Annotated in this window: 30 protein-coding genes and 1 tRNA gene; 22 read left to right on the top strand and 9 right to left on the bottom strand. The window is 46.9% G+C overall.

All coding sequences use genetic code 11. The annotated features are described in order from the left end of the window. Positions 1–17 precede the first annotated feature (17 nt). The 7 genes from DW949_RS09865 (at position 18) to DW949_RS09840 (ending at position 6,291) form a co-directional block, all read left to right on the top strand. Positions 18–1,031: a low specificity L-threonine aldolase gene (locus DW949_RS09865; protein WP_118023050.1), complete on the top strand. Its 1,014-nt coding sequence runs from the start codon at positions 18–20 to the stop codon at positions 1,029–1,031. Between the two features lie 37 nt (positions 1,032–1,068). Next, positions 1,069–2,574 (top strand): phosphomannomutase/phosphoglucomutase, encoded by a 1,506-nt coding sequence (locus DW949_RS09860; protein WP_118023073.1) that lies wholly within the window; start codon positions 1,069–1,071, stop codon positions 2,572–2,574. Next, positions 2,507–3,004, top strand: coding sequence for a transcriptional regulator GutM (locus tag DW949_RS09855; protein WP_199595844.1), 498 nt, complete (start codon positions 2,507–2,509; stop codon positions 3,002–3,004). Before DW949_RS09860 ends, DW949_RS09855 begins: the two co-directional genes overlap by 68 nt. Positions 3,005–3,114: 110 nt before the next feature. Further along, positions 3,115–3,282 (top strand): hypothetical protein, encoded by a 168-nt coding sequence (locus tag DW949_RS13730; protein WP_172793314.1) that lies wholly within the window; start codon positions 3,115–3,117, stop codon positions 3,280–3,282. 200 nt (positions 3,283–3,482) lie between these two features. Further along, a complete protein-coding gene (gene thiF, locus DW949_RS09850; RefSeq protein ID WP_118023048.1) occupies positions 3,483–4,280 on the top strand; it encodes a sulfur carrier protein ThiS adenylyltransferase ThiF in 798 nt (265 codons plus the stop codon). Between the two features lie 152 nt (positions 4,281–4,432). After that, positions 4,433–5,893 (top strand): DNA methylase, encoded by a 1,461-nt coding sequence (locus tag DW949_RS09845; RefSeq protein WP_118023047.1) that lies wholly within the window; start codon positions 4,433–4,435, stop codon positions 5,891–5,893. After that, entirely contained in the window at positions 5,890–6,291 is a 402-nt protein-coding gene (locus DW949_RS09840) for a hypothetical protein (RefSeq protein ID WP_118023046.1), read from the top strand. Before DW949_RS09845 ends, DW949_RS09840 begins: the two co-directional genes overlap by 4 nt. 685 nt (positions 6,292–6,976) lie before the next feature. Here the strand turns inward: DW949_RS09840 and DW949_RS09835 are convergent. Both DW949_RS09835 and DW949_RS09830 read right to left on the bottom strand, forming a co-directional pair. Further along, positions 6,977–7,053, bottom strand: a tRNA-Pro gene (locus DW949_RS09835). 109 nt (positions 7,054–7,162) lie between these two features. Continuing rightward, entirely contained in the window at positions 7,163–7,618 is a 456-nt protein-coding gene (locus tag DW949_RS09830; protein WP_118023045.1) for a MarR family winged helix-turn-helix transcriptional regulator, read from the bottom strand. Positions 7,619–7,759: 141 nt separating this feature from the next. On the opposite strand from DW949_RS09830, the gene DW949_RS09825 reads away from it, so the two are divergent. The 11 genes from DW949_RS09825 (at position 7,760) to DW949_RS09780 (ending at position 14,100) form a co-directional block, all read left to right on the top strand. Beyond that, positions 7,760–8,725 (top strand): NAD(P)/FAD-dependent oxidoreductase, encoded by a 966-nt coding sequence (locus DW949_RS09825; RefSeq protein ID WP_255417821.1) that lies wholly within the window; start codon positions 7,760–7,762, stop codon positions 8,723–8,725. Between the two features lie 82 nt (positions 8,726–8,807). Then, positions 8,808–9,095: a hypothetical protein gene (locus DW949_RS09820; protein ID WP_118023043.1), complete on the top strand. Its 288-nt coding sequence runs from the start codon at positions 8,808–8,810 to the stop codon at positions 9,093–9,095. 53 nt (positions 9,096–9,148) lie between these two features. Continuing rightward, a complete protein-coding gene (locus tag DW949_RS09815; RefSeq protein WP_118023042.1) occupies positions 9,149–9,544 on the top strand; it encodes a pyridoxamine 5'-phosphate oxidase family protein in 396 nt (131 codons plus the stop codon). A gap of 60 nt (positions 9,545–9,604) precedes the next feature. Beyond that, positions 9,605–10,150 carry a glutathione peroxidase gene (locus DW949_RS09810; RefSeq protein WP_118023041.1) on the top strand — a complete coding sequence of 182 codons (546 nt, stop codon included), beginning with the start codon at positions 9,605–9,607 and terminating at the stop codon, positions 10,148–10,150. A 24-nt stretch (positions 10,151–10,174) separates the two neighbouring features. Continuing rightward, complete coding sequence (locus tag DW949_RS13955; protein WP_370448744.1) at positions 10,175–10,450, top strand: glutathione peroxidase; 276 nt, start codon at positions 10,175–10,177, stop codon at positions 10,448–10,450. Continuing rightward, positions 10,447–10,728 carry a hypothetical protein gene (locus DW949_RS13950; RefSeq protein WP_370448743.1) on the top strand — a complete coding sequence of 94 codons (282 nt, stop codon included), beginning with the start codon at positions 10,447–10,449 and terminating at the stop codon, positions 10,726–10,728. The genes DW949_RS13955 and DW949_RS13950 overlap by 4 nt, the downstream gene beginning before the upstream one ends. 111 nt (positions 10,729–10,839) lie before the next feature. Continuing rightward, positions 10,840–11,070 (top strand): glutaredoxin domain-containing protein, encoded by a 231-nt coding sequence (locus DW949_RS09800; RefSeq protein ID WP_118023040.1) that lies wholly within the window; start codon positions 10,840–10,842, stop codon positions 11,068–11,070. 103 nt (positions 11,071–11,173) lie between these two features. Continuing rightward, on the top strand, positions 11,174–11,719 hold the full coding sequence (locus DW949_RS09795; RefSeq protein WP_118023039.1) for a ferritin family protein: 546 nt from the start codon (positions 11,174–11,176) through the stop codon (positions 11,717–11,719). 173 nt (positions 11,720–11,892) lie between these two features. Next, the gene (locus tag DW949_RS09790; protein ID WP_118023038.1) at positions 11,893–12,201 is read left to right on the top strand and encodes a helix-turn-helix transcriptional regulator; all 309 of its coding nucleotides are present in this window, start codon (positions 11,893–11,895) and stop codon (positions 12,199–12,201) included. A gap of 15 nt (positions 12,202–12,216) precedes the next feature. Beyond that, a complete protein-coding gene (locus DW949_RS09785; RefSeq protein WP_118023037.1) occupies positions 12,217–13,257 on the top strand; it encodes a methyltransferase domain-containing protein in 1,041 nt (346 codons plus the stop codon). Positions 13,258–13,278: 21 nt separating this feature from the next. Next, entirely contained in the window at positions 13,279–14,100 is an 822-nt protein-coding gene (locus tag DW949_RS09780; RefSeq protein WP_118023036.1) for a nitroreductase family protein, read from the top strand. 159 nt (positions 14,101–14,259) lie between these two features. Here DW949_RS09780 and DW949_RS09775 read toward each other — a convergent pair whose 3' ends face one another. Then, complete coding sequence (locus tag DW949_RS09775) at positions 14,260–14,523, bottom strand: type II toxin-antitoxin system RelE/ParE family toxin (RefSeq protein ID WP_118023035.1); 264 nt, start codon at positions 14,521–14,523, stop codon at positions 14,260–14,262. Next, positions 14,524–14,748: a type II toxin-antitoxin system RelB family antitoxin gene (gene relB, locus DW949_RS09770; protein ID WP_118023034.1), complete on the bottom strand. Its 225-nt coding sequence runs from the start codon at positions 14,746–14,748 to the stop codon at positions 14,524–14,526. It abuts the gene before it with no gap. Positions 14,749–15,015: 267 nt separating this feature from the next. On the opposite strand from relB, the gene DW949_RS09760 reads away from it, so the two are divergent. The 3 genes from DW949_RS09760 to DW949_RS09750 all read left to right on the top strand — a co-directional run bounded on the left by DW949_RS09760 (position 15,016) and on the right by DW949_RS09750 (position 18,127). Next, positions 15,016–15,795, top strand: a complete 780-nt coding sequence (locus DW949_RS09760) for a ZIP family metal transporter (RefSeq protein WP_118023032.1) — start codon at positions 15,016–15,018, stop codon at positions 15,793–15,795. Between the two features lie 193 nt (positions 15,796–15,988). Then, positions 15,989–17,134: a glycerate kinase gene (locus DW949_RS09755; RefSeq protein WP_118023031.1), complete on the top strand. Its 1,146-nt coding sequence runs from the start codon at positions 15,989–15,991 to the stop codon at positions 17,132–17,134. A gap of 288 nt (positions 17,135–17,422) precedes the next feature. Next, the gene (locus tag DW949_RS09750) at positions 17,423–18,127 is read left to right on the top strand and encodes a DUF542 domain-containing protein (protein ID WP_118023030.1); all 705 of its coding nucleotides are present in this window, start codon (positions 17,423–17,425) and stop codon (positions 18,125–18,127) included. 1,968 nt (positions 18,128–20,095) lie between these two features. Here DW949_RS09750 and DW949_RS09745 read toward each other — a convergent pair. Then, positions 20,096–20,776, bottom strand: coding sequence for a DUF2249 domain-containing protein (locus DW949_RS09745; RefSeq protein WP_118023072.1), 681 nt, complete (start codon positions 20,774–20,776; stop codon positions 20,096–20,098). 561 nt (positions 20,777–21,337) lie between these two features. On the opposite strand from DW949_RS09745, the gene DW949_RS09740 reads away from it, so the two are divergent. Beyond that, positions 21,338–23,047, top strand: a complete 1,710-nt coding sequence (locus DW949_RS09740; RefSeq protein WP_118023029.1) for an AAA family ATPase — start codon at positions 21,338–21,340, stop codon at positions 23,045–23,047. Positions 23,048–23,680: 633 nt separating this feature from the next. Here the strand turns inward: DW949_RS09740 and DW949_RS09725 are convergent. From DW949_RS09725 to DW949_RS09715, 4 genes are all read right to left on the bottom strand, one after another. Beyond that, complete coding sequence (locus tag DW949_RS09725) at positions 23,681–24,211, bottom strand: hypothetical protein (protein WP_118023027.1); 531 nt, start codon at positions 24,209–24,211, stop codon at positions 23,681–23,683. Positions 24,212–24,375: 164 nt separating this feature from the next. Further along, the gene (locus DW949_RS09720) at positions 24,376–25,170 is read right to left on the bottom strand and encodes a transposase (RefSeq protein ID WP_118023026.1); all 795 of its coding nucleotides are present in this window, start codon (positions 25,168–25,170) and stop codon (positions 24,376–24,378) included. Further along, complete coding sequence (locus DW949_RS13575; RefSeq protein WP_147349054.1) at positions 25,127–25,456, bottom strand: hypothetical protein; 330 nt, start codon at positions 25,454–25,456, stop codon at positions 25,127–25,129. Before DW949_RS13575 ends, DW949_RS09720 begins: the two co-directional genes overlap by 44 nt. 291 nt (positions 25,457–25,747) lie before the next feature. Continuing rightward, complete coding sequence (locus DW949_RS09715; protein ID WP_118023025.1) at positions 25,748–26,863, bottom strand: RNA-guided endonuclease TnpB family protein; 1,116 nt, start codon at positions 26,861–26,863, stop codon at positions 25,748–25,750. Between the last annotated feature and the right edge of the window lie 118 nt (positions 26,864–26,981).

Genomic DNA, 26,981 nt, shown 5'->3' with positions numbered 1-26,981 from the left:
GAAAAGAGGGAATGGACATGATATTCTTAAAAAATGACTATAGTCTGGGTGCGCACCCACAGGTCTTTCAGGCACTGGCAGAACAGAATCTGACGCCCAGCGACAGTTATAGCAATGATACATTCTGCACACAAACGACAGAGCTCGTGCGCCAGATTACAGGCCAGCCCGGTGCAGACGTGCATTTCATTGCCGGTGGTACTCTGACTAATCTGGTCTGCCTGGCTGCGTTTATGCGCCCCTACGAAGCGGTCATTGCTGCCGAATCATCCCATATCTATACCCATGAAACCGGTGCCATCGAAGCGACAGGGCACAAAGTACTGCCTGTGCCGACGACGGATGGCAAAGTGTCTCCCGAAGACGTGGATAAAGTCGTTGCCTTCCATGATATGGAACAGATGGTACTGCCCAGAGTAGTCTATATTTCCGATACGACGGAAATGGGTGCTGTCTATACGCTGGATGAATTGAAGGCCTTGCGCGCATGCTGCGACCGCCATGGTCTGTATCTGTATATTGACGGGGCACGTCTGGCTATGGCTCTGGGGTCTTCGTATAATGATGTCACCCTCAAAGACATGGCGTCTCTGGCTGATGCGTTTTATTTTGGCGGAACGAAATGCGGCGCCCTTTTTGGCGAAATGGTAGTTATCATCAACGACGATCTGAAACCACATTTCCGTGCCATTATGCGGCAGAACGGGGCTCTTTTTGCCAAAGGGATGCTTCTGGGTATCCAGTTCCAGGCACTGTTAAAAGATGACCTGTATACGAAACTGGGACGTCAGGCTGATGCTATGGGACAGAAGCTGGCTCATGGTATCGGGGCCAAAGGCTATGAATTTGCCTATACACCGGTTTCCAATATGATATTCCCTGTCATGACCCGCGAAAAGGCAGCGGAACTGGCGCAGAACGTCATGTTTGAAAAATGGCTGGACAACGCTGATGGGACACAGACGATACGGTTCGTTACCAGCTGGGCTACGACCGAAGCCGATATTGATGGCCTGCTGGCCTTATTATAACTGCAACATGAAAGATTCAGATGTACGGGAGGATGGCATGATTTCCAACGAAGAGTTATTGAAATTACAGAACGGCAGTGATGTCCGTGGTATTGCTGTCGAAGGCGTAGCAGGAGAGAAGGTCAATCTCCTGCCGGAAGCGGTAAACCGCATTGCTGCCGGATTTGTCACATTTCTGGAAGACCGGCTGGGGAAAAGCGCAGATCAGCTGCGGATTGCTGTAGGGCATGATTCGCGCATATCGGCGGGAATGCTGAAGGACGCCCTGTTCCAGGCACTGACGGCTATGGGAGTGACGGTATACGACTGCGGGATGGCTTCGACGCCGGCTATGTTCATGTCCATCGTCTTCCCACAGACGAAGATGGACGGATCTATTATGATTACGGCCAGCCATCTGCCGTATAATCGCAATGGCCTGAAGTTTTTTACGGAAAAAGGCGGGCTGGAAAAAGCAGAAATCACCGACGTCCTGACACGGGCCGGCTCTGAACCCGTGCGCAGTGGTGACCTTGTAAAGGTGCAGCCGCTGAATATTATTTCTTTGTATACGGCGCATCTGCGCGGACTTATCGGCAAAGCACTGGATACGGCCGGAGGCCAGCCTCTTTCGGGGATGCACATCATCGTCGATGCCGGCAATGGCAGCGGCGGGTTCTTTGCCAGCCAGGTTCTGGCGCCGCTCGGGGCCGATACGACAGGCAGCCAGTTTCTCGAACCGGACGGCCATTTCCCGAACCATATCCCCAATCCGGAAAATGCCGGAGCCATGGCCAGTATCCGTCAGGCTGTCCTGAACAGTAAGGCCGATCTGGGTCTCATTTTCGATACGGATGTAGACCGCATGAGTGCTGTCCTTTCCGATGGGGAGACTGTGAGCCGCAATGCTCTGATTGCCATGATGGCGGCTATTCTGGCACCGGATTATCCCGGCAGTACTATTGTGACGGACTCCGTGACCAGCGATGAACTGACGACGTTCCTGCAGAATCACCTGCACCTCGTCCATCACCGGTACATGAGAGGATATAAGAACGTTATCGATGAATGCATCCGTCTCAATCAGAAGGGTATCGTCTCGCCTCTGGCTATTGAAACGTCCGGTCACGGAGCTCTCAGTGAAAACTATTACCTCGATGACGGTGCCTATCTGGCCGTCAAACTGGTTATTGCCGCTGCCCGCGCCCGTGCGCAGGGAAGCAGTCTGGGTAGTCTTATCAAAGATCTGGGGGAACCGGCAGAAAGCCGGGAATACCGTCTGAAAATTTCCGGTGAAAAAGCCGGGGATTATGGCAAACTTGTACTGGATGCGTTTGAAAAACGGGCTGCTGCGGCCGGCATCGGCATTGCCAGCCCATCCTATGAAGGCGTACGTCTCCTGTTCCCCAATGGCTGGGCGCTGCTGCGCATGTCTCTCCATGATCCCAATATGCCTCTCAACGTGGAAAGCCGGGATATAGGCGGCTGCCGCAGGATTGCCGATCAGATACGGCCTCTGCTTGTGGGATTTGACCGGTTGGACATCCACGTCCTCGACGATTGATGCCATGAAACTGGAACTCTTCTTTGCTATTCTCTTCATCCTCATGGTGCTTCAGATTCTGGGAGCCAGACTGCAGGTACGCCAGTATCAGGCGGCCGTCCGGCGTCTGCGCCAGCGGGGAAATGTAGGGATTGGTGGCAGAAAAGGCCGCTTCGGGCCAGGGTGCATTGTCCTCCTTGCCTGCAGTGGCGATGGAACGATTGTAGGAGCCGAAGTCATGCAGGGAATGACGATTTTCAGCCGCTTTCATGATATGCCGGAACTTTATGGGCAATCGGTATATCAACTGAAGAAGGAATACGAATCCCTGCCTGATAAGCGGCGCCGTCATTACAAGGGATATGAACAGGCTGTGGATGCGCTGATCCGCCGCTTGTCTGATTCAGAAAAATGTTCCTGTGAACCTGTTCCTATACAAAATAGTAATTAATAAAAATTTTCCGTTAGTAGGTATTTTCTAAATTTTAATTTTATGCTATACTAAGGGTGTAATAAGAAATTCATTCCCTGACTATATATTGTGCAGAAGGAGGCGCCCTTATGGTAGTAGAATCGGTAAAGAAAATCAGACATATAGCATCGGAAGTATTCAAAGGTTATGCCAATAACACGACAGGCGGCTGCTGTGGCGTGTCGCTGCCGGAAGAACAACAACAGGAACTCAAGCGCCTGAAGGAAGGCGCACAGGCAAAAAGAGCTGTCAAATGACAGCTCTTTTTAAGTACCGATGCGCGACGTACCTTCATGATACAACAAGTTTCTGAAAAAAACATTATCAGGAGAACCTAAACAGGCATTGACAGGAAAGAACGGATACGATAGACTGAATATGATATAACGCACGACGGGGACACCACCTAAGGTGTCAGACGCCGTGCGTTTTTTATATGACTGTGAGGTGCGTTCAATTGCATATTATACTCAATGGAAAACCGGATACCTGTGAAGAAACCAGTTTGTCGGCCCTGGCAGCAGCCCGCGGGTCCGGACGGGAAATTACAATCGTAAATGGATTTGCCACCAGTGATGATTTGCCCCTTCATGAAGGCGATGAAATCTATTTTATCCCAAAAGACCGGCTGCCACCCCGGGATGCACTGGAAGCCATGATGTGCTCCCGTCATACGCCCCGGGTCCATCACAAAGTACGCGCCGGACACGTCGCTATCTGTGGACTGGGGGGCCTTGGTTCCAATGCTGCCATCTATCTGGCCCGTACGGGAGTCGGTCATCTCCATCTGCTCGATTTCGATACCGTCGATGCCAGCAACCTGAACCGCCAGTCCTACATGATTCGTGATCTGGGAGCCTATAAGACCGATGCCCTGGCACGGCAGATACGGGATATCAACCCGTTCATCGATGTCCGGACGGACTGCGTCCGTCTCAACGAAGAAAACGTTCCTCAACTTCTTAGAGACGACTGGATCATCTGCGAAGCCTTTGACAATCCCGACGCCAAAACCATGCTGGTCCACACCATACTGGAACAATGCCCGGACAAATACATCGTTTCTGCATCGGGGATGGCTGGATATGGAGACAGCAATGATATACAGACGAAAAAAATCACCAGTCACTTCTATATCTGTGGCGACCAGACCCGGAATGCCCGTCCCGGCCGGGGCCTCATGGCTCCCCGTGTCGCCATTTGTGCAGCCCACGAAGCCAATCTCATCGTACAGCTGCTGGTAGATGAGGTGTAAATAATAGAAAAATATATGAAGGTATATATAACTGTCATCTGAATGGGTGGCAGTTTTTTCGTAACTCTCTATGTGCATTGAAACGTTTGTTCGCATATGATATAATAAAACAGAACAAATGTTCTTTTTTTTACAAAGAAAGGGGGGGAATAATGGAACGGACCTATGTTGCCATAGACTTGAAATCGTTTTATGCTTCTGTGGAGTGCCGGGAGAGAGGGCTGGATCCCCTGACGACGTATCTGGTGGTAGCGGATCAGAGTCGTACCGATAAGACCATCTGCCTTGCCGTATCGCCGGCGCTGAAGAGCTGGGGGATTCCCGGGCGGCCGCGGCTCTTTGAGGTTATACGGGCTGTGCAGGATATCAATGCCCGGCGAAAGGTAAGGCTGGGACGGGAGTTTACGACGGTATCGTATGATGACCGGGATGTGCGGGCCCATCCCGATGTGGGACTGGTATATCAGATTGCCCGGCCGCGGATGGCGTTGTATTTGCAGTACAGTACGAAAATTTATGGTATATATCTGCGCTATGTGGCGCCGGAAGATATCCATGTGTATTCCATTGACGAAGTATTGATGGATGTGACGGCGTATCTGGGGTTGTATGGCATGACGGCCCGGGAGCTGGCAGAACGCATGGTACGGGATGTGCTGCAGGAGACGGGCATTACGGCAACGGTAGGAATCGGGACCAATCTCTATCTGGCCAAGGTAGCGATGGATATTGTAGCCAAGCATCTACCCGGTGATTCCCATGGAATGCGCATTGCCAGTCTCAACGAATTTTCGTACCGGCAGATTTTATGGCAGCACCGTCCACTGACTGATTTCTGGCGTATCGGCCGGGGCATTGCGCAGAAGCTGGAAGAAAACGGACTGTATACGATGAAGGATATCGCCTTGCTTTCCAAGAAAGAAGAATCGTTTCTTTATAAACTGTTTGGCATCCAGGCGGAGCTTCTCATCGATCATAGCTGGGGATACGAGCCTTGTACGATAGAGGACATTAAAAGATGGCATCCTCAGAAACATAGTGTGGGTTCAGGGCAGGTACTGCATCATCCCTATGACACGGAGAAAGCCCGACTTATCGTCTGGGAAATGGCCGAAGCCCTGTCGCTGGAACTGGTGGACAAAGGGCTGGTGACGGAGATGCTGGTCCTGACTATCGGCTATGACCGGACCAGCTTGAAACAGGATAGGGCCTATACGGGGGAAATTGTCCATGATTCCTATGGGAGAGCTGTACCCCGGCATGCCCATGGTACGATACATCTGGGGGTCAAAACAGCTTCGACAAGACTGATTACCGAAGGAGCCGTGCGGTTGTATGACCGGATCATCGGGCCGGGATTATGGGTCCGCCGCGTCTGCCTGACAGCGGAACGGGTTGACGACGAAAAGAAGATGCGGTATGAGATGGATACGCTGTTTGACAGTCCGACGGGGATGACAAAAGAGCAATCGGATCGGGAGCGGCGGCAGCAGCATGCGATTCTGCACATCCAGAAACGATTCGGGAAAAATGCCATCGTCAAAGGACGGAATCTGGAAGAAGGGGCGACGACAAGGGAACGAAATGAACAGATAGGAGGGCATCGCGCGTGAGTAAAAAAGACGAATTACGGAACTATCCGTATGAGGGAGTGTGTTGTCACCGCCGCATGTCCCGACAGGCACGGGCGGCCCAGTTTGCTCCCTTTGCCGCACTGGAAGGGTATGAAGAGGCCGTAGCGGAGGCGTCACGATATATAGAGGAAAAGCCGGAATTCTCTGAAGAACAGCGGCAGGAACTGGACAGAATCTGGCAGGATGTATGCAGACGGGGATTGGAGCATTCCCGTCTGCGCATTACGTATTTTCAAGAAGATCTGCGAAAACGCGGCGGTACATGGCGCACGGAAATCATACAGTGCCGGAAAATAGACCGTGACAGACGGTATCTGATCACACAGGACGGGCAGAAAATCCCTTTGGACTGTATCTGTCAGGTTAGTCCGGAATGACGGGGCATATTTTTGTAAAAAATAAAAAAATCTCCAGACCCGAAAGTCTGGAGATACCCATTCATATTCCACCTGTATTTGAACAAAACATATATTTTGTTATATACTATCCATATGGTACTGCCATAACGGTAAGCGGTTAGTCCTTCTGCGGAGGGACTGTGACCCTCCGATTCTATAGAAACCCGTAAGGGAATCTGACAGAAAGGAGGGCGATAGTATGCCTCTCACTATCGAAGGATTGATTGCAGTCCTGGCACTTTGTGTTGGCGCATTCAGTCTGGGATACATGATAGGTCAGAATTCGAAAACACAAAAATAACCGCCCCAAGGTCCCAATCTTAGGCGGCTATTTTTGACCAACTATATGGGGCTAGCCGTCTATCGGCAGTACCTCTTTTTTATATATTTAGTGTACCATGTAACGCAGAGAATGTCTAGTTTTCCTAAACAAACATCTGCTGTAGCAGGCCTTTCTTGATGATCTGTAATGTGTCTACTTCCTTGCGAACGAGAATCTTTTTTTTATCGAAGGCAGACAAAAAGTTGGCGATTAGATGTGCATAAAAACTAATATTTCTGTAAGAAAATACATATTTCTCTTCGTACTTCAGGAGGTACAAAAAGTAAAAAAACAGGTAAAAAAATCTCCAGACCCAAAAGTCTGGAGATTCCCATAAATCAGTGGTCGGAACGGCGAGATTTGAACTCGCGACCTCTTCCACCCCAAGGAAGCGCGCTACCAAGCTGCGCCACGTCCCGCTGACCTTTTAATTTTACTGAATTTGACAGTACTTGTCAAGGATATATTTCAAAATTATTTCTTTTTCCTTATGTTGTATATTGGCAAAGGACAAATGCGCCCCATCTGTTATTCCAGGGCATGGAGAATCCGGTAGAGTTGTTTTTTCAATGCAGCGGCTTCTTCCGGTGTAAAGAGCTCCCCTTTTCGGTTTATGAGACATTTCATGTCATAGGGGACTTTTTCTGCTTTTTTGCGCAGCTCCATGCCTTCTTTCGTGATTTCTACGGTGACGACGCGTTCATCTTCCGGTTTGCGGGATCGCGTCAGATAGCCCATGCCTTCTAATTTCTTCAGGACCGGTGTCAGGGTGCCTGAATCCAGGTAGAGACGTTTGCCCAGATCGTGCATGGTAATAGATTTTTCTTCCCAGAGAACCATCATGGTGACATATTGGGCGTACGTCAGGCCGATTTCTTTTAGAAATGGATGGTAGGCCGCTACGATTTTGCGGGCGCTGGCATATAAAGGAAAGCAAAGCTGATTGCTCAGTAATAAGGGATTACATTTTATAGATTCTGTCATAAGAAATTCCTCCGTATTATATATTCGTTTATATCTATTATAACAAATAAATTATATGAAAACAAATTATATTTTGAAAAATTAGATTTGACAAAATATAATTTTCGTGTATAATAAGACTTGTCAGCGAGGTAAGTACAAATACAGGAAAGGAGTTTGGACATGGAGAAAAAAATAATCCACAAAGATGTCGTTATCATCGGTGCTGGTATGGCTGGTCTTACAGCGGCACTTTATGCCGGCCGTTTGAATTTGTCGGTACTTGTCCTGGAAAATGGCATTGTGGGCGGACAAATTGCAAATGCGACGGGCATTGAGAATTATCCCGGTTTTATGGAAGTGTCCGGGCGGGAGCTGATTTCTGCCGTTCAGAGTCAGGCCGGGCATTTCGGTGCTGTCCTTGATGAATTTGATACGATTGAACGAGTCAGGCTGGGAACGACGCCGAAGGTTGTTGAAACTTCAGAGTATATCTATGAAACGGATGTCGTTATTATCGCGTCTGGAATGAACCGGCGCAAACTGCCGCTGCCGGAAGAAGCGATATACGCCAATAAAGGTGTTCATTACTGTGAATTATGCGATGGGCATCTGTATCAGGACAAAGTCATTGCCGTTATGGGTGGTGGAAACGCGGCAGTAGACGCGGCGAAGTTTCTAACGAAATATGCGAAGAAGTTATATCTGATTCACCGGTCGCAATTGCGGGCTGATGACGGCTCCGTTCAGCAGCTCCGGGAACATCCCGATGTAGAAATTATGCTGGAAACCGAAATAAAGGCTCTCCATGGACAAGGAAGACTCGAGTCCATCGACATCCTTGACAAAACATCGGGGACGATGAAAAATCTCGCTGTTGAGGGCATGTTCATCAATATCGGGGTGGATCCTAACACTGTTTTATTTGCAGACGAACTGGAATTACATGATGGACGGATTCCTGCCGGAGAAGATTGCCGGACCGATATTCCCGGCGTATTTGCAGCCGGTGATGTCCGGGAGAAAGAAATCCGTCAACTTACGACGGCTGCAGCGGATGGTACGACGGCGGCATTATTAGCCGGGAAGTACATAGAAAAGATCCGACATGGACATGCAGAATGGTAACGCTATAGAATATTTTACCTAAATAAATTTAACAAAATTTAAACTTACAAAATTTAATTACTGGTAAAAGGAGAAGATGATGATGAAAAAGAAATTATTTGGTATGATTGCAGCGGCTATGATGATGGCGGGGGTATCTGCTTTTGCAGCAGGACCGCAGGCATATGAATTGTCGGAAAATAGAGATTATAATGCCGTCGTAATACCTATGGCAATGCAGAGTGAAGGTCCTGCTCAGGGGTGTGCCGTTTATTCGGAAAATGGCGATTATAGAGCCGTTAAAGCGAATATGCCGGCTATGACAGGGGCATCGTATTCCCGGTGTTTTTATTCGGAAAATGGTGATTATCAGGCCGTTGTAAACCGGTAACGAAACATTTGTCATTAAATTATCATAACGGTATTACGAAAGGATGGAATGACATGAAAGAAGCGATAGAATTTTTAAAACACTGTCCCCCTTTTTATCTGGCAACGATAGATGGTGCGAAACCACAGGTACGTCCTTTTGGGGCTGTTTGCGAGTATGAAGACCAGCTCTATATTCTTACTGAAAATAAAAAGAATGTATATCGTCAGATGAAAGAGTATCCCGATGCAGCTATCAGTGGCATGTGGGGAGATAAGTGGATCCGGATTAATGGGCGGGTGGAAGAAGATTCCCGTCGTGAAGCGCGCCAGGCCATGTTGGATGAAAACAAAGCGATTCTTGGTGACAGGTATTCCGCAGATGATGGCCTGATGACCGTGTTCCGCTTCGTCAGTGGGACAGCCACCGTTTATTCTTTTACGGAAGAACCAGTCACATATCAATTATAGGAAGCAATGGCACAGCTTGATTCTACAAAATAAACTATTTGAAAAGCAAAGGAGAAACATATGAACATCTATGATTTTATTGTAAAGACAAACAAAGGGGAAGAAAAATCGCTGGCAGACTACAAAGGAAAGGTACTGATTATTGTCAATACAGCCAGCAAATGTGGGTTTACGCCACAATATAAAGAACTGCAGGATTTGTACAATACATATAAAGATAAGGGCCTTGAGATTCTCGGTTTTCCCTGCAATCAGTTTGCGGGCCAGGAACCGGGGAGTAATGAAGAAGTCCAGGAATTCTGCCGTTTTAATTACGGCGTCACCTTCCCTATATTTGCAAAAGGCGATGTACGTGGTGATCAGGCGCAGCCTCTTTTCCAGTATCTGACAAAAGAACAGGGCTTTAAGGGATTTGATCCGGCGCATCCCTATGCAGAATTGCTGACCAATGCGCTGAAAGAACATTTTCCCGAATATCTGGAAGGAGATTCTATTAAATGGAATTTCACAAAATTCCTTATCAGCCGGGACGGGCAGGTTGTCAATCGTTTTGAACCGACGACAGAACCTTCTCACATGGTTGCAGCTATAGAAGCATTACTATAAGATATCGTAAAAGGGGGCCATATTATGACAATTTATGATTATACACTGGAGGATAATAGGGGAAATACGGTTGCGCTGAAAGATTTTCGCGGTAAAGTGCTACTGATCGTCAATACGGCTACGCGTTGTGGATTTACACCCCAGTACAAAGCGTTGGAACGACTGTACACACAATATAAGGAATGCGGGCTGGAAATCATTGACATTCCCTGTAACCAATTTCTCAGCCAGGCCCCTGAAGACGATCAGGGTATCCAGCAGTTTTGCACTCTGAAATACCATACGACCTTTTGTGCATGAAAAAGGCCGATGTCAATGGGGAACATGAACTGCCTCTATACACCTATCTGAAATCCCAGCAGGGATTCCAAGGGTTTGGAAACGGACTCAAGGCAATGGGGATGAGCGTTCTGCTGCGGCAGAGAGATTGGAATTATAAAGACAATCCGGATATTAAATGGAATTTTACGAAATTCCTGATTGATCGGAAAGGTTCTGTCGTCGATCGCTTTGAACCGACGGCTTCCATGAATCTTTTGGAAGGGCGGATTATTGCCTGCCTGAAAGAATCTCAATAAAAATATATATAAATTTTGAAAAATTAAATTTGACAAAATATAATTTTCGAGTATAATAAAACATGTAAGTGAGACAGGTACAATTACAGAAATGAGTCAGGAGGAACCAACATGGTAAAAGTATATTCAATCAGTGAATGCCCATGGTGTGAAAAAGCAAAAAATTATCTGAAAAGCCGGAATGTTGAGTTTGAAGAACACAATATTGAACTAAATGATGCAGACCGCGATGCCTGCTATGCGTTGTCAGGCGATTTAGTGGTACCCGTTGTTACCGCCGATGATAAAACCTATGTGATGGGGTTTGATAAGGCTAAATTAGATGAGCTGCTGGGGCTCTGATTTCTTTTTATAGCTTATTTAATTTTACAAAATATAATTAAGTTAAATAAATATATAAGTAGACAACTATCATGAGTGGCAGTTAAAACAGGAGGACACGACAATGAGCATTTATGGACAGACAAAAGGCACGGAACTGGAAAAAGTAGTAAAGAATATCATGCAGGCTGAAGCCAATGGGACGATGATGTACTACGCTTTGGCACGGATGGCAAAGGAACAGGGGTACGATGATTTGGTGGATATTTTTATAGAAGCAGCCAATCAGGAAGCTGTTCATGCTGGGTTTTATGCAACATTAAATGGTAAATATCCACAAGATTTCTGGGGGCTCGTGCGGACTTTGCAGAAGGCAGAAACGAATGGGGAAGGACAGGTCAGAGCCATAGCGGACCAGGTCCGGGCCGCCGGATTTAATGAAGCAGCTGATGAAATGGAAGTTTTTGCCAGACAGGAAGGCCACCACGGTGTCATGATGGCAGAAATCCTCGCCAGATATCCTCAGGAAAATCAGCCTGTCAAGGCCAGGAAGGTGTACGTCTGCCCGGTATGCGGGTTTGAATACGAAGGGGATATCAATGCTGAAGGGGATGACTATGTGTGTCCGCTTTGCGGTCAGCCTAAGAATGCTTTTCAGGAAAAAGCATAGGTCAGATACTGATTAACTGGATTTGAATCGGATGACATGAAGGGGTATGAGGGATAGAGACTTATACCCCTGTTTCGCTCTGACTAATACGATATCATAAAACATTGACGACTGTCTATATAAGTGGTACAATCCATTACATAGACGAGTATCTATGTAATGGAGGCGTTTCTATGAATATGATGGAGATTGCAAACATCAATAAAGCTCTCAGCAGCCCTGTCCGGCTGCAGATCATTGCCATGCTGGCTGATGGGGAACAGTGTGCCTGCCATATTCTGGAACGTTTTGAGATTACCCAGCCGACGCTGTCCCATCATATGCATGTCCTCTGTGACTGTCATCTGGTCCGGGACCGCAAAGAAGGCCGGTGGCATTATTATGCTCTCAATGAAGACTACATCCGCTGTCTGGCTTCGTTTTTCCAGGAACTCGTCCAACGGGAAAAGCGGGCAGGGCAGACACCTTGTGATGGATGCTGACAGGAGGAATATATTATGAATGAAATCGTAGAACAAGTCAAAGAATATTATGGCAAAGTGCTGGATGGAACGAAAGACCTCAAGACAAAGGCCTGCTGCTGTTCTTCCGCAGGACTGCCTAAAGAAGTGCGGGAAGCGCTGAGCCTTATCGATGATGAAATTGTAACCCATTATTATGGATGCGGCTCGCCGATTCCCCCTCTGCTGGATGGCATGACTGTGCTGGATCTGGGGTGCGGTACGGGTCGTGATGTCTACGTGGCCAGTAAGCTGGTTGGTGAAAAGGGCCATGTTATCGGCGTCGATATGACTCAGGAACAGCTCGATATTGCCCTGCGCCATGAAGAAGAACAGTACAAGCGCTTTGGTTACAAGGCATCAAATGTAACCTTCAAAAAGGGATACATTGAAGATTTACAATCCCTGGGAATTGCCGATAATTCTATCGATGTGGTTATTTCCAACTGCGTCATTAATTTGTCACCTTATAAGCAGAATGTATTCAATGAAATCTGGCGTGTCCTCAAACCGGGTGGTGAACTGTACTTTTCCGACGTCTTTACAGACCGCCGCATTCCCGATGAACTTTACGCCGATCCGGTGCTGCACGGTGAATGCATCAGCGGTGCCATGTATTTTGAAGATTTCCGCCGCATGCTGAATAAAGCGGGATTTATGGATTTCGTTTACATGTCTATCCGCAATTTTGACCTGGGAAATGAAGCAATCGAAGAAAAAGTCGGCTTTGCCCATTTTTCAGAACGGACAGTCCGGGTATTTAAACTGGCCGATCTGGAAGATGCCTGCGAAGATTATGGACAGGTAGCCGTATACCGTGGCACCGTCCCCGGACATCCCCATGCTTTTGATTTCGATATGAACAACCACTTTGTGACAGGAAAGCCCATGCTGGTCAGTGGCAATCTGGCATCCATGCTTTCGGAAACGAGGTACGCCCCGGCCTTTACGGTCTATGGTGACCGGTCTGTCCATTTCGGCCCCTTCGGCATGACCCCTGTGGCAGGCGATGATGGAGAAAGTGGCTGTTGCTGCTAATGAGAGAGGAGTAGAATATATATGCTTCAGCGTACGATTACCGTAGAAAAAGAAAAATGCATTCATTGTGGTTTGTGTATCCGGGACTGCGTAGCCGCTTGTCTGGAATTTGACGAAGAAAAGATTCCCCGATATCTGCCTGAAGGCGAACAGCGGTGTCTGGCCTGTCAGCATTGTATGCTCGTCTGTCCAAAAGGTGCCCTGTCTTTTGGCGGGCTGAAGCCGGAAAAATGCGGCGCCGTATCCTATGGGAATAGTGAAGAACTGTTAAAGCTGATAAAATCACGGCGCAGTATCCGGGATTACAAAGAAGCGGATCTGTCACAGGAACAGCTGGATAAACTTACGGAAATGCTGGCGTATGCGCCGACAGGGGTCAATGCACCGTCGGTTCATCTTTCGCTGGTAGCGACGCGCAGGAAAATGGATGAAATCCGGCAGATTACATACGATTGCCTGAAGACTGTCCGTGCCGATTCGCCCCTTTTTATCATAAAAGAAATGGCAGAAGCAAGCAGTAAAGTGGGAAAAGACCTGGTGTACCGGGGAGCGCCGGCCTTAGTGGCTGCTTCGGTTGATACTAAAACGGCTGCGTCGGTCTGCCAGACCGTAGACCCCGTCATTGCCTTATCGTACTTGGAGCTCTATGCCGCCAGTCTGGGACTGGGTACGGTCTGGGACGGTATTGCCGTAGCACTGGCCCGGGAATTTCCTGAAATCGAAGCGCAGTTCCAGATTCCCCAGGGATGCAAACTGAGTTTCCTGATGGCGCTGGGAATCCCGGATATTTCCTACCAGCGGACACCCCAGCGGACAACGGACCGGATTACCATCATCCGGTAAAACTATATCTGATGAACTACAAAAAGAGCTGTCTTGCAGGGGCAGCTCTTTTTGTGATTCATCAAATAAATGAAAAGTCATATGCTATAAGCATTTGTTATTACTGATTAATCCGAGTAGAATAAGGAAAAACAATTTTATTTTGGGATTCTGCTTCCATCACCTGTAAATTTCTCGCCGGTGGTCAATTTCAAAAAGAAACACAATCAGCACATCCTCCTGGATTTCCGCAAAAAGTCGGTAATCCCCGACCCGGTACCGCCATATTCCTTTCAGATTCCCTGTAAGGGGCTTACCGTGCTGACGTGGATCCGTAGTATCCACTAAGTTTTTTATGATCCAGTTCTTGATAACCCGGGCCGTTGGCTTATCCAGCTTCTTTAGTTCCTTTACGGCATGTTCGGAGAATTTTACCTGATACATCTAAATCCCAAGCTCCTTCCAGACCTCCGTGTGATCATAGATTTTTTCTTTTTCCATTAATGCACGGGCCCGAAGAATCCGGTCTTCATCCAGTTTCATGTCTTCTTCAATCTTATCCAGTACAAGATTGCGGATAAAAGAAGAAAGATTCAGATTGTTAGCCGACACATAGTTCTGGATTAGTTTGTTTTCCTCATCACTGACTCTAAGAGAAATCGTACTCATAAGGATGCCCCCCCTTTTTTTTGTAATACATGTAATACCTATATTATAAGTATAACAAAATTAGTAAAAAAAACAAGAGGGACGCTCAATGAAGTTAAAGAAGCATCCTGGAAATTCCGACAGGTTCAAAAAGAAGGGAATAGAAAAGTTTCCAATTACAGGTGTTAAACTATCAGCTGTCTTGCAGGGGCAGCTCTTTTTTGTATATAATAGACTTATTACGATAGAAAATATCAAACCGAAATATATGAGAAGGGAGATGTTTCTATGGAACAGTTTATACTGGGAATCCTGATTCCCTTCGCAGGTACGTCTTTAGGAGCGGCCTGTGTCTATGCCATGAAACAGGAACTGGACCGTCAGGTTCAGCGGGGGCTGACGGGTTTTGCGTCAGGGGTCATGATTGCCGCTTCGGTTTGGAGTCTCCTGATTCCGGCAATGGAAGAATCGGCACCGTTAGGGAAATTCGCCTTCGTACCGGCTGTGACCGGGTTCTGGCTGGGTATCTTCCTGCTCCTGGCTCTGGACCGGCTGGTGCCGCACCTGCATATGTACAGCGAGAAGGCCGAAGGGCCGCACAGCCATTTACAGCGTACAACCATGCTCGTCCTGGCCGTGACGCTGCATAATATCCCTGAAGGCATGGCCATCGGCGTCGTCTATGCCGGTCTCCTGACCGGTCAGACAGGCATCAGCGCTGCCGGGGCACTGGCCTTGTCCCTGGGGATCGCCTTGCAGAACCTGCCCGAAGGGGCCATCATTTCCCTGCCTCTCAAGGCCGCCGGTGTGGGCCGGCATAAGGCCTTTCTCGGAGGAGTCTTGTCGGGAATCGTCGAGCCTGTCGGGGCTGCCCTGACCATCGCCCTGACGGCTTTCATCGTGCCCGTCCTGCCGTATCTCCTCAGTCTGGCAGCCGGGGCTATGTGCTACGTCGTCGTTGAAGAGCTCATTCCGGAAATGTCAGCCGGTGAACACTCCGACATCGGCGTCTTGTCCTTTGCTTTGGGCTTTACGTTGATGATGGCTTTGGACGTGGCTTTGTCGTGAGGCAATTTTCATGAGGAGAATGAGGTGACGTTAGGTGAAAGTACGCATTATCGATGAATTAACCCGGCAGATTGTCAATCCGGTCGAGGCCATTGCCGTCTGGCGAAGAAGAACACTGCAGCCGTGGAAATTTGCCAAACTATAAGCACAGAGAAATAAGTCTTACGAGTTCGCACATAGAGGAGAGAGTATCATGAAAGTCGTCGTAGCCATTGATTCCTTGAAAAATAGTCTGACTTCTGTTGAAGCCGGCCGGGCCATTGAAGCCGGTATCCGCAAAGCTTATGGCGGTCATCCCGTCCAGGTCATCGTCAAGCCCCTGGCTGACGGTGGGGAAGGAACCGTTGAGGCCCTCGTCGATGGACTGGGCGGACAACTCCGCTATGTTGATGTCCGGGGTCCTTTGGGGGGAACCGTATCCTGTCCTTATGGATATCTGCCAGACATGGGAGCGGCTGTCATTGAAATGGCCGGGGCTGCCGGATTGGGCCTGGTACCGTCTGAACAGCGCAATCCCCTGCATACGACAACGTACGGTGTCGGGCAGGTCATGGCACAGGCTATAAAAGCGGGCATCCGCCATTTCATCATCGGGCTGGGTGGCAGCTCGACCAGTGACTGCGGCGTCGGTATGCTTCAGGCCCTCGGTTACATTTTCCGCGATGATAAAGGACGGCCAGTCGGCACAGGCGGACAGGAAGTAGGGCGTATCGCATCTGTCGATGATACCCAGGTACTGCCGGCACTGAAAGATTGTACCTTCGATGTCGCCTGTGACGTGACTAATCCTCTGTTTGGGAATTGGGGCGCTGCTCATATCTTCGGGCCCCAGAAAGGGGCATCGCTACAGGATGTCAAAGTCCTGGATGATGCCAGCCGATCCTTTGCCGCTGTCACCCGGCAGTATACCGGCTATGACTACAGCCAGACAGCTGGGGCTGGTGCGGCTGGTGGCATGGGCTTTGCCTTCCTGGTCTATCTGCACGGGCGCCTGCGCTCAGGAATCCAGATTGTCCTCGATTCGATCCGCCTGGCCGATGCCGTTAAAGATGCTGATTATGTCATCACCGGCGAAGGACGCCTCGATGCTCAGACGGCCATGGGCAAGGCCCCCATTGGCGTGGCGAAACTGGCCAAACAGTACGGTGCCAAAGTCATTGCCCTGGCAGGATGCACGACGGCGGATGCAGTCGAATGTAACCGGCAGGGTATCGATGCCTTCTTTTCTATCGTCGATAAAGCCATGCCGCTGGAAGAAGCTATGAATAAAGAAACGGCCCTGCGCAACATGACTAATACGGCCCAGCAGGTCTTCAACCTCATCCGTGCCGTCGGCTGATAAGGAACCTGTAAAGAAATGATAAGCATACAAAAGAGGCTGTAACATAATAGCCTCATCGAAAAAATGGACTCAGTTATCTGAGCCCATTTTTTTAGGGGCTGTAGCAAGATGAGTTTTTAGTCATTTTGTTACAGCTCCATGTGCTTTACAGCTGGATATTTTCTGATTCTTTTATGGAATTTATTTGATTTTTCGCTTTATTTGCATTGACGTTGCTATTACAACGGATTTATTCCGGAAAATTCAGTACACTTAGGCCATCAAACGAACTAGGAGGAATGTCTTATGATTACAATAAAAAATACGTTGGCCGAAGTGGTACGGGATTATCCCCAGTCTATTCCCTTTTTCAATGAACTGCACCTGGATTACTGCTGTGGCGGGGGAATTCCCCTGGAAGAAGCGGTAAAGGGAACCAATCTGGATGCAGAAAAAGTGGTAGCCGGTCTGAATGATTACCTTGCCAAACACCGTACTAAGACCGGCAGCCAGCAGGAATCGCTGGAACGGTTTAAAAGTCTTTCCATTCCGGACATGCTCCAGGACCTGGAAGCGACGCACCATGTCAGTGAACGGAATTACATGGCAGAAATCGAAGGGGACCTGAACAAGATTCTTCTGGTCCATTATACCCACCACGGAGAACTGCTCACCCGGCTCCATCATCTGTACGGGACGTTGAAAACGGATTTGGAAGAACATTTTGCCCGGGAAGAAAAATTGGTGTTTCCGCTGATGCGGAAATATCCCCAGCCCGGTCAGGACATCCTGACTTTGGTTCAGAACCTGGAAGACGATCATACGGCAGCCGGGAATATCATCAAGGAAATCGAAGAATTGACCGATCATTTTACCGTGCCGGCTGATGCCTGTGCCACTTTTAAGCGGACCTATCAGTTGTTGGAAGAATTTATAAACGATGTGTTTGTCCATATCTTCAAGGAAAATTCCATCGTCTTCCCGGAATACGCAGAACAGGCCGCCAACTAAAACGAACCGAGCCATCAGGAAGTGCCAGCCCCGACAAATGAAAAGGGGCTGGACTGAAGAGAAGAGACAAAACGATAAAACCGCCAACTTTTATGCTTATAGTATGAATGAAATAAGCATAGGAGTTGGCGTTTTTTTCAGGAGATTTTCATGCACATTCTTTGCCTGGATTGTTAAAACAATACGAATACGAGGGTTAGGTACCTTCAAAAAATTAAAAAGAACGAGTTCTTGAAACCGCTCATCCATGCGCTTCAGGAACTCTTTCTTTTCTTTTTAAGTGGCAAACTCGGGAATACATCAATTACTAACTGTATGTTTTGACATATTCCGTTTTACATGTTATAATTATGTTAATGTAATTACATAAATAAAAAATACCGGGAAGAGAGAAATTATGCTGTATTATCATAGGCGGAGTGATGATGCAGCAGGGCTGACTTTTTCGAGACATGGGGCAGAGTGGTGGTGCCTTGCTATAATAACATGATAAATTTCTTTAGTGGATTAGTTGGATTAAATAATACATAATGATATATTTTGTCGTATAAACGTTTCGTAGAACTATTTTTACAATATAAACAGGAAGAAAAATGCGATTCTAATAGGAAGCAAGAACAGGGTGTCAAAAAGGGTGTCAACATTGGTATATATATAGTATTGACACTGACACCCTCAAAATTGGCAGCCAGTCCCAGACGGGAAGAGCGGGGAGTTTGGAGACTCCCCCGCTCAAGCCCGGTCCCGGGAACTGGCCCGCGCGAGAAGGGATAGTTTGTAGTTTGGAGTTTGAAGTTTGATGTTTGACGAAGCCGGTTTGATGTGCTACATCCTCGGACTCAGATACTGGAACTCAGACGATGTAAGGACCCTTCAGTCAGCAGAGCTGACAGCTTCCCTTCACAGGGACGCCATGCTACACGGTTCTTCAAACCGGTATTCTTCGTAAGGATGACCATGCTACACGGTGCTTTGAACCGACTGAAATGAATATGTTTACACGGTGGAATCAGATGACCAGACGTTACAGCAGCAGCTCGATCGGATATGCAGCATGAGGTTGCCCGTGGCTGCGCTCGTTTACCGTAGAGGCAGATTTCTGTACGCCGTTGTACGTATTGAAAAGGCCGATGGTCGTTCGTCGAAAGAGGAAAGGCAGCAGGCTGGGAAGAATAGTCGCAAGCAGTAAGCAGATACCAGTTCGCAGGCCGGTTCGACGTGCTACATCCTCGGACTCAGATGATGAAAATCCGTAGTCCGGGCCCTTTGGTCGTTAATCGAAGAGATAGCTGGCTACGTTGAAGCTATAGTTAGGAAAATGATAAATCTAAATGTAATAAACACCTGCCCAAAACACCTGTCCACATTGGTATATATATAGATATGGACAGTATCACCCTCAAAATTGGCAGCCAGTCCCAGACGGGAAGAGCGGGGAGTTTGGAGACTCCCCCGCTCAAGCCCGGTCCCGGGAACTGGCCCGCGCGGGAAAAGATAGTTTGCAGAAAGAGACAATTTGAAGAAAGGGAAGGGCCGCGGTTCGCAGGAAAGGCTGTTGGTCAGTGGCTAGTGGTTAGCAGGGAAAAGATAGTTTGACGTTTGATATTTGTAGAAAAAGTCGGTTTGCGACGTAGGAAGCCGTCCCCGCGAGGTGGAAGGGGCCTTATTATTATCCAGAGTTCTATTTTGAGTCCGTTTTCCATTAATGCACGAGCCCGAAGAATCCGGTCTTCATCCAGCTTCATATCTTCTTCAATCTTAGTCAGTACAAGATTGCAGATAAAAGAAGAAAATAACAAAATTGGTAATAAAAACAAGAGGGACGCTCAATGAAGTCAAAGAATCATACTGCGAAATAGGGAACTCTTTCTTTATGATGCCGGATATGGGAGACTGTATTCCCGATTCATAGGTATAGCCCATGAAAATACCCTCCTTACGGGATGTCCGGTAAAGAGGGTACCTGTTTTACTTGCATACGCCTTTTTTATCTGAAAATTTTTCTCTTAACATCTGGTTGATTTCGTCTCTTTCTTTTCCCTGTTTTTCCATTTGCTTGATCAGCTTATACGCATGAAACAACGGGGACGGAGCGATTTCAGAGCTGAAGAAGCCGATGCCCATATTCCAGGCCAGTTGTTCAAATACGTCGTCCAGGGCTCTGGAGTCCAGCCCGTTGGCATAGGCTTTCAACAGTTCCCGCATAGCCTGCCGCATTCTCCCGGCACCGACGGCATTGGCCAGAGAAAGAAGAAGCCGGATGTTATAATCGAGATATCGTTTTTCGCTTTTCCAGGTCATATCCCAAAATTCTACAGCCAGCTCGCCCAGCTTTTCATCAATCATGGGATAGTTCGTGATGACTGCCGGCCGTTCTGGCGCATCTTCCACGTTCCCTTTTTCCTCGGTCCGGTAGAAATAAGCGTGATATTCATGTTCCGCTGTTTTTTCTGTATAATGAACATATCCCAGCATTTCCATGATTTCATAGAGAGGGATTGGTTCAAAGCTTTGGATGACTTCCATCCCTTCGCCGACGGGAAGTTTGGCGGCCTGTTTTTTCAGCCCGTCAAGGAAATTACCAGCAATGCCCCGTACGTCAACTTTTTTGAAACTTGCTACTTTATCTTTCCATTCCAGATTTTTCATATTGTCTGCCCCTTTCTGCTGCCTGTTCATGATACAGTCATTACAGGCGTTTTTTATTGTTTTCTTCGTCTTTCTGGAATGAGTATAGCATAGCAGGTGAGACAAGTATGTTGGTTTTATAACATAATTCGATAATAAGCCGCACTCATGCTGAACTTCATTCTGACAAATAAAAAAATAGCCCGGCAAGGATACATCACCTTGCTGAACTATCATGAGGTGCGCCACCTGGCATGGGTTCACCACAAAAAGGGCTTGCCATTGCGACAAGTCCTTTTTGCTTGCCTTTTTTTGGTAAACCTGTTACGCTAATTTTAGTGGCTAATGGTTCGATACGAAAACGGGTAAGCTCCACAGCTTCTACAAACCGTCGTCCGTCTATAACCGCCTCATCGACCGCTTCTACAAAAATATGAAAAACATCTTGGAAAAATAAGGGACGATGAAATTGAACGCAGACCGCAAGTGGCAGGCCGCCGTTTACCGCAGTCCTGAGGACCGCAAAAACACGGCCTGTGTATGTATAATGACAGGCTTTTTACAAGAAAATAGGTGATAAAAATGAATTGCAAAATGCCTATAGGAATAGATGACTTTGGGAAAATCCGCAATAAGGAGTTCTATTTTGTCGATAAAACGGCGTTTATTCGCCAACTCATCGATAGCCCCCGGGAAGTCACTTTGATTACGCGGCCGCGCCGCTTTGGCAAGACGTTGACAATGAGTATGCTGGAATATTTCTTTTCTATTGAAAAAGAAAGCCAGAGCCGTCATTTATTCGATCATCTGGCTATTGAACAAGCCGGGCCTGAATATATGGCTCAGCGTGGTCAGTATCCTGTCATTTTCCTTACACTCAAAGATATCCAGAATCCGTCTTGGCTGACCTGGGAACGAATGCTTTCCTTTATACGGCTGTTTTTAGCGCAAGTCTATGATAGATATCGCTACATCCGTGAGAGGGCAGATATCAATGATGTCCAGGCCCGTCTTTTTGATCACGTCGTCCAAGGACAAGCGACAGAAGATGAATTGGCCTTATCTTTGACTAATTTGATGGCTATGATGCAGACTTACTATGGCCGAAAAGTTATTCTCCTTATCGATGAATACGATGCGCCGATTCAACAGGCTTGGGAAAGTGGATATTATACCGGCTGTATCGGTTTCATGCGTCAGTTTTTAAGCAGCGCCTTGAAAACAAACGATACCTTGGAATTTGCTGTCCTGACGGACATTACCCGCATCTCTAAAGAAAGCATTTTCAGTGGTCTGAATAATTTGGATGTCTGTTCTGTTTTGCGCAATCAGTATGCCGGGGTCTTCGGATTTACGGAGGCAGAAATACAAGAACTCTTAGAAACCGCACATCATGGGGAAAAGATTTCAGAACTAAAAAAATGGTATGATGGCTATCACATCGGCCACGCAGAAATTTACAATCCTTGGTCAGTCATCAATTATGTGGCCAATGATTGCCAAGCCAGACCTTATTGGGGCCGGACATCGGGGAACAGCATTTTACGACATCTCCTTTCTCATACGGATGAGTTACGGGTTCAGATGATACAAAATCTGTTGCATGGCAAAGCTGTTCGCGTCACCTTAGATGATAGCCTCATCTATTCTGAAATAGACCGGGATCCGGGAGCTCTTTTCAATCTCTTATTGACGACAGGATATCTGACTGTCGAAAAAGTTTTGTCCCTTAGCGATGACCGTTATGCATTAAGGATACCTAATGAAGAAATCCGCAAACTATACAGCACAGAAATCCTGAATTCCTTAGGGGAAAATGTGACGAAGAACACATTTGATGATCTATTTGATTATCTCATCGAAGGGGAGGCTGAAAACTTTGCCCTTCAGTTGCAACAGCTGTTGAAAGCCATTGTCAGTGTCTATGATACGGCTAATAAAGAAAGTTTTTATCATGGCTTCATGTTGGGGATGACCGCTCTATTTCTAGAGAAGGATTATAACGTAGTATCAAATCGGGAAAGCGGTTACGGACGTTTTGATTTGGCAATTTTCCCTAAAGATAAGGACGATGTTGGCGTTATTATGGAATTCAAAGTAGCTGTTAATGAAGTTGAATTACAGGAAAAAGCCAATGAAGCCTTACGACAAATTGAAACCCAGGAATACATCACAGAGTTTCAAACGAGGGGAATCCATAATGTATGGAAATATGGTATTGCGTTTTATAAAAAGAAAGTTGCCGTAGTCAGAGCAGGGGACGTCTCTGAAGGGAATCGTTGTGAGATTTAGTCATAGCTCATTGCATAAAAAGGAGGTTCACAGTCAAAGCGATTGTGGACCTTTTTCTTTTTTGGTGCGCCCGGCATGGGCGCACTCTAATGGGTGAAAGCCCCTAGGCCGCCCGGTAGCGGGAAGGCCATAGCCAGAACCAAGGGTGTCCATCGTGAGATGGAATCTGGAGGAAGGTCGAGGCAAATCTCTGGTCTGACGAACAGAAATCACATAAGGCTAGTCATGGGGATAAGGCCGCCAAACAGGATGAAGTCCTATAGCTACACGGAAGAAACAGTGGAAGAAGGTAAAGACGCGATACCGGATGATACGGCAATACAACGTGCCGGACTGGAAGGTACACGAACTAGCCAACTGCCGGAAAGGACCATGGAGAGCGGCACTCATGCTGAACTCCATCCTGCCAAACAAAGAAATAGCCCGGCAAGGATATATCACCTTGACGAGCTATTATGAGCAAATCTGTGAAAACTAGAGAACCGCCGTGTACCGAACGGTACGCACGGTGGTGTGAGAGGTCGGCGGGCCACTGCCCGACTCCTACTCGATTTAAAATAAAGCTACTAAAGATAGAAGTATTATTGCATTTCTGGGCGAAAAAACAATCCAATAATTTGTGCACGTATATAATTATAAGCCTCCAACATGTTTTAAAATGTACTGATTATCATTTTTAATTAAAACGAAAAATCCCGATTTGTTATTTACCCATAAGCCTTCATTTTTTCCATTACCGGCAATCCATGCTGGATCTATGGTTTTCACTGAATATGATATATCATAATAATTCTTATCCATTCCATCACTGTCCCTGATTTTTATTGGTCCGTCAATTCTATTAATTGTATAATCAAAAATTTTATTTTTAGTGAACAATCTTTCGGATTTATAATGGTCAAATTCGTGAATTAATATTTTATTGACAATTTCTTTTTCTGATAATCCTTCTGCATCTGATACTGCTATACGATTACATTGAATCGGTTCTACTAGTATGGAGTCATAAGAATAGAACATTAAATATACAACTCCTATTAGTATAATTGCTATATTTTTTCTTCTTCCTTTCTTTGTCCGGACGTATTTATAAAAGGAAATTGCCACCACAAAAAAAGCAAAAATATATAAGATAAATAAGGCATCACTTATAAATGTAATCATCTTAATCCCTCCGGATTATTGAAAGACGGAAATCCCGATAAATATAAACATTAAAATTATATTTATCCTGGTAATCTATTTTTCTGCTAGTAAATAACTCAAACTTCCCACATGAAAAACACAGTCATTGCCCTTGTTTGCAAGCCATTTGGTAGAAAATATATTCACACCGCAGACACTTGCAGGGCATCACGCATATATTGCGGGAGCCGGTTCACGAAGTCTGCAAGAACGGCTTGGATTTGTTTCTCTGTAGCATGAAAGATAGTTTTGACGTTGGCTCGCATGGCTTCCTGTAAAATCAGCATCGATTTATGGAAGATCACATCAGTCATCTCTTCAACCATCATATAGAAAAGCTCACCCAGAGTGCGCATATCTTCGTCGTTCCTTTTCGCCACTGAAAGCAGCATGCAGCGTGTGAAAACAAAAGCCACATGCGCAGTCAGCACGTCATAAGAGAGGCCATGGTAACTGCGCAGGTGCAGGTAACTCTTGCAAGTCTTGAAAAACACTTCAATATCCCACCGTCGCCTATAAAGACGAATGATTTCTTCTTCGCTAAGGTTCACATCGGTGCTGATGAGGGCAATCCAGTCCTTGCGGTTAGGCCGGTTACGCACACAAACAATTTTGGCCATCGCTGTTTCTTCGCTGACGTCTTCTTGCTTCACATGAAGTTTCACGGGGACGGACAGCAGGTATTTGGAACGGCCGCGGCGCTTCTTGCAGGCTGCAAAAAGCTGCTTGACCGTCATGCGCTTTCCCTCAAATTCGTAATAACACTTAGCACTCCGCTTGATCATAGCAATGGCATGGAGTTTAAGAACCAGGATATCGAGTAGCCGCCTCGGGTTAGAGAACCAGATGTCGAAGAGGACATACTTGGCAGAAATCCCTTCACCAAGTGCTTCCTTAAGTAGGCGAATCATGACCGTAGTCCCTTTTTCCTTGGCCATCTCCTGTCGCTTGTGCGAGAGTGTCCGATGGTCGAAGGAAGGTTTCTTGATACGTATTCTTGGAGAAACGTTTCTGCCATTTGGAATCTCGTTGCTGCATATAGAAACTGGAAGCACAAAAGACATTGCTGAGAATGTAGGCAAAAAGACATTCAACGGAAATTCCTTTGGCTTTATCGCCACCACAGGCACGAAATAAGCGGATTACCTGAAAATTTAAAAGAAAGTTAGAAATAGAATAAGAAATCTGGTTTTCATTGAGGCGATTTGATGATAAAATAGACATAGTGTAAAGCTCCTTTCGAGTAGTGTTGCCTATATCTATTTTCGACAAGGATAGGCTTTACGCTTTTTTTTGCTTCAAAAATCTTTTATAAATCATAGTTGACTAGCATTTGAGATGTGGGAAGTTTGAGTATAGGAAAAGAACCACTGTTGTGAACGTACTCCCGCCTATAGAGGCGGGAGCTTCCTGCTTCAACGAGAACAGCGCCACGGACTCCAAAGAGTTGCGGCGGCTTACACTCTCTCCACAGGCGTAGATTCCCGTGCGCCCCACGGTATGTTATGGATTACGTCAGGCAGATATCCGCCTGGCTTCTTCTCGAATATTTATGGCAGCGTTCTTATCGCGGTTATGGTGACTGCCACATTGAGGGCAATCCCATTCCCTTACAGACAAGTCCTTGGTTTCGTGGTTCTGATATCCGCAAACATGGCACAGCTGGCTGCTTGGATACCACTTGTCTATCTTGATAAGCTGTTTGCCTTGCCAAGCCAGCTTATATTCCAGCATGTTCGTGAACATATTCCAGCCATTATCAGCTACGGATTTGCCAAAACTGAACTTGCCACCCTTTTTCCCCTTGGCCATCGCTTTGACGCTGATATCCTCAATGCCAATGGCATCATAGCGGTCTGCAAGGTAGCGGGCCTTCTTATGCAGGAAATCCCGCCGTTGATTGGGCACTCTCTCATGGAGAATAGCTACGCGAAGCCTTTGTTTTTCTCTATTGTGACTTCCTTTCTGCTTTTGGGATAGCTTCCGCTGTGCCTTAGCCAATCTCTTCTCTGCCTTTCGCAGGAAATCGGGATACTTAGCATCCTCCTCATCGGAAGCCACATACAAGCCGTGCATCGCAAAATCCAAGCCAAGGAAGGTCTTCGGTATGACCGGGAGTATTTGGTTTTCATACTCCACCAGCATACTGATATAGTACTTTCCTGATGGCGTCTGGCTGATGGTTACGGTCTTTATGATACTGTTCTCCGGCAAGGGACGATGCTGGCATAGTTTCACCCAGCCGACTTTCGGCAGTTTCACCTTATGGCCCTCGATTCGGACAGAGCCCTTCTGGTTGTTCGTGGAATACGAAGCACGACGATTCTTCTTGGACTTGAAGCGCGGCTTGCCGAAATGCTGGCTGTCATTCCAAAAGTGGCCGTAAGCCTTATTGAGGTTCATTTGGGCATTGGAAAGGGCTAAACTATCTACTTCCTTTAGCCAAGGGAATTCTTCCTTGTACTGCGCAGGCGTGTTATTCAGCTTTTGGCCGGTTTCTTTATAATAGTCAATGCGGTCACTCAGCATCTTGTTGTAGATGAATCGGACACACCCAAAGGTCTTGGCAAACATAATTTTCTGTTCCGTTGTCGGATAGATTCTGTATCGGTATGCCTTATTCACTATCATCACCTGCCTTGACTTTCCAAATCCTTTCACTCTTACTATTGATTATATTGCAAATCAACTTGTGAAACCATTGCTTTTCTGATGGCATCGAGCCCTCAGAAAAACCTGCAATTCATCT

The organism is Megasphaera sp. AM44-1BH (assembly GCF_003467125.1).
In the GTDB taxonomy this organism is placed as follows: Bacteria; Bacillota; Negativicutes; order Veillonellales; family Megasphaeraceae; genus Megasphaera.
The sequence above is the reverse complement of the archived record's forward strand: the minus strand, read 5'-3'. Positions and strand labels throughout refer to the sequence as shown.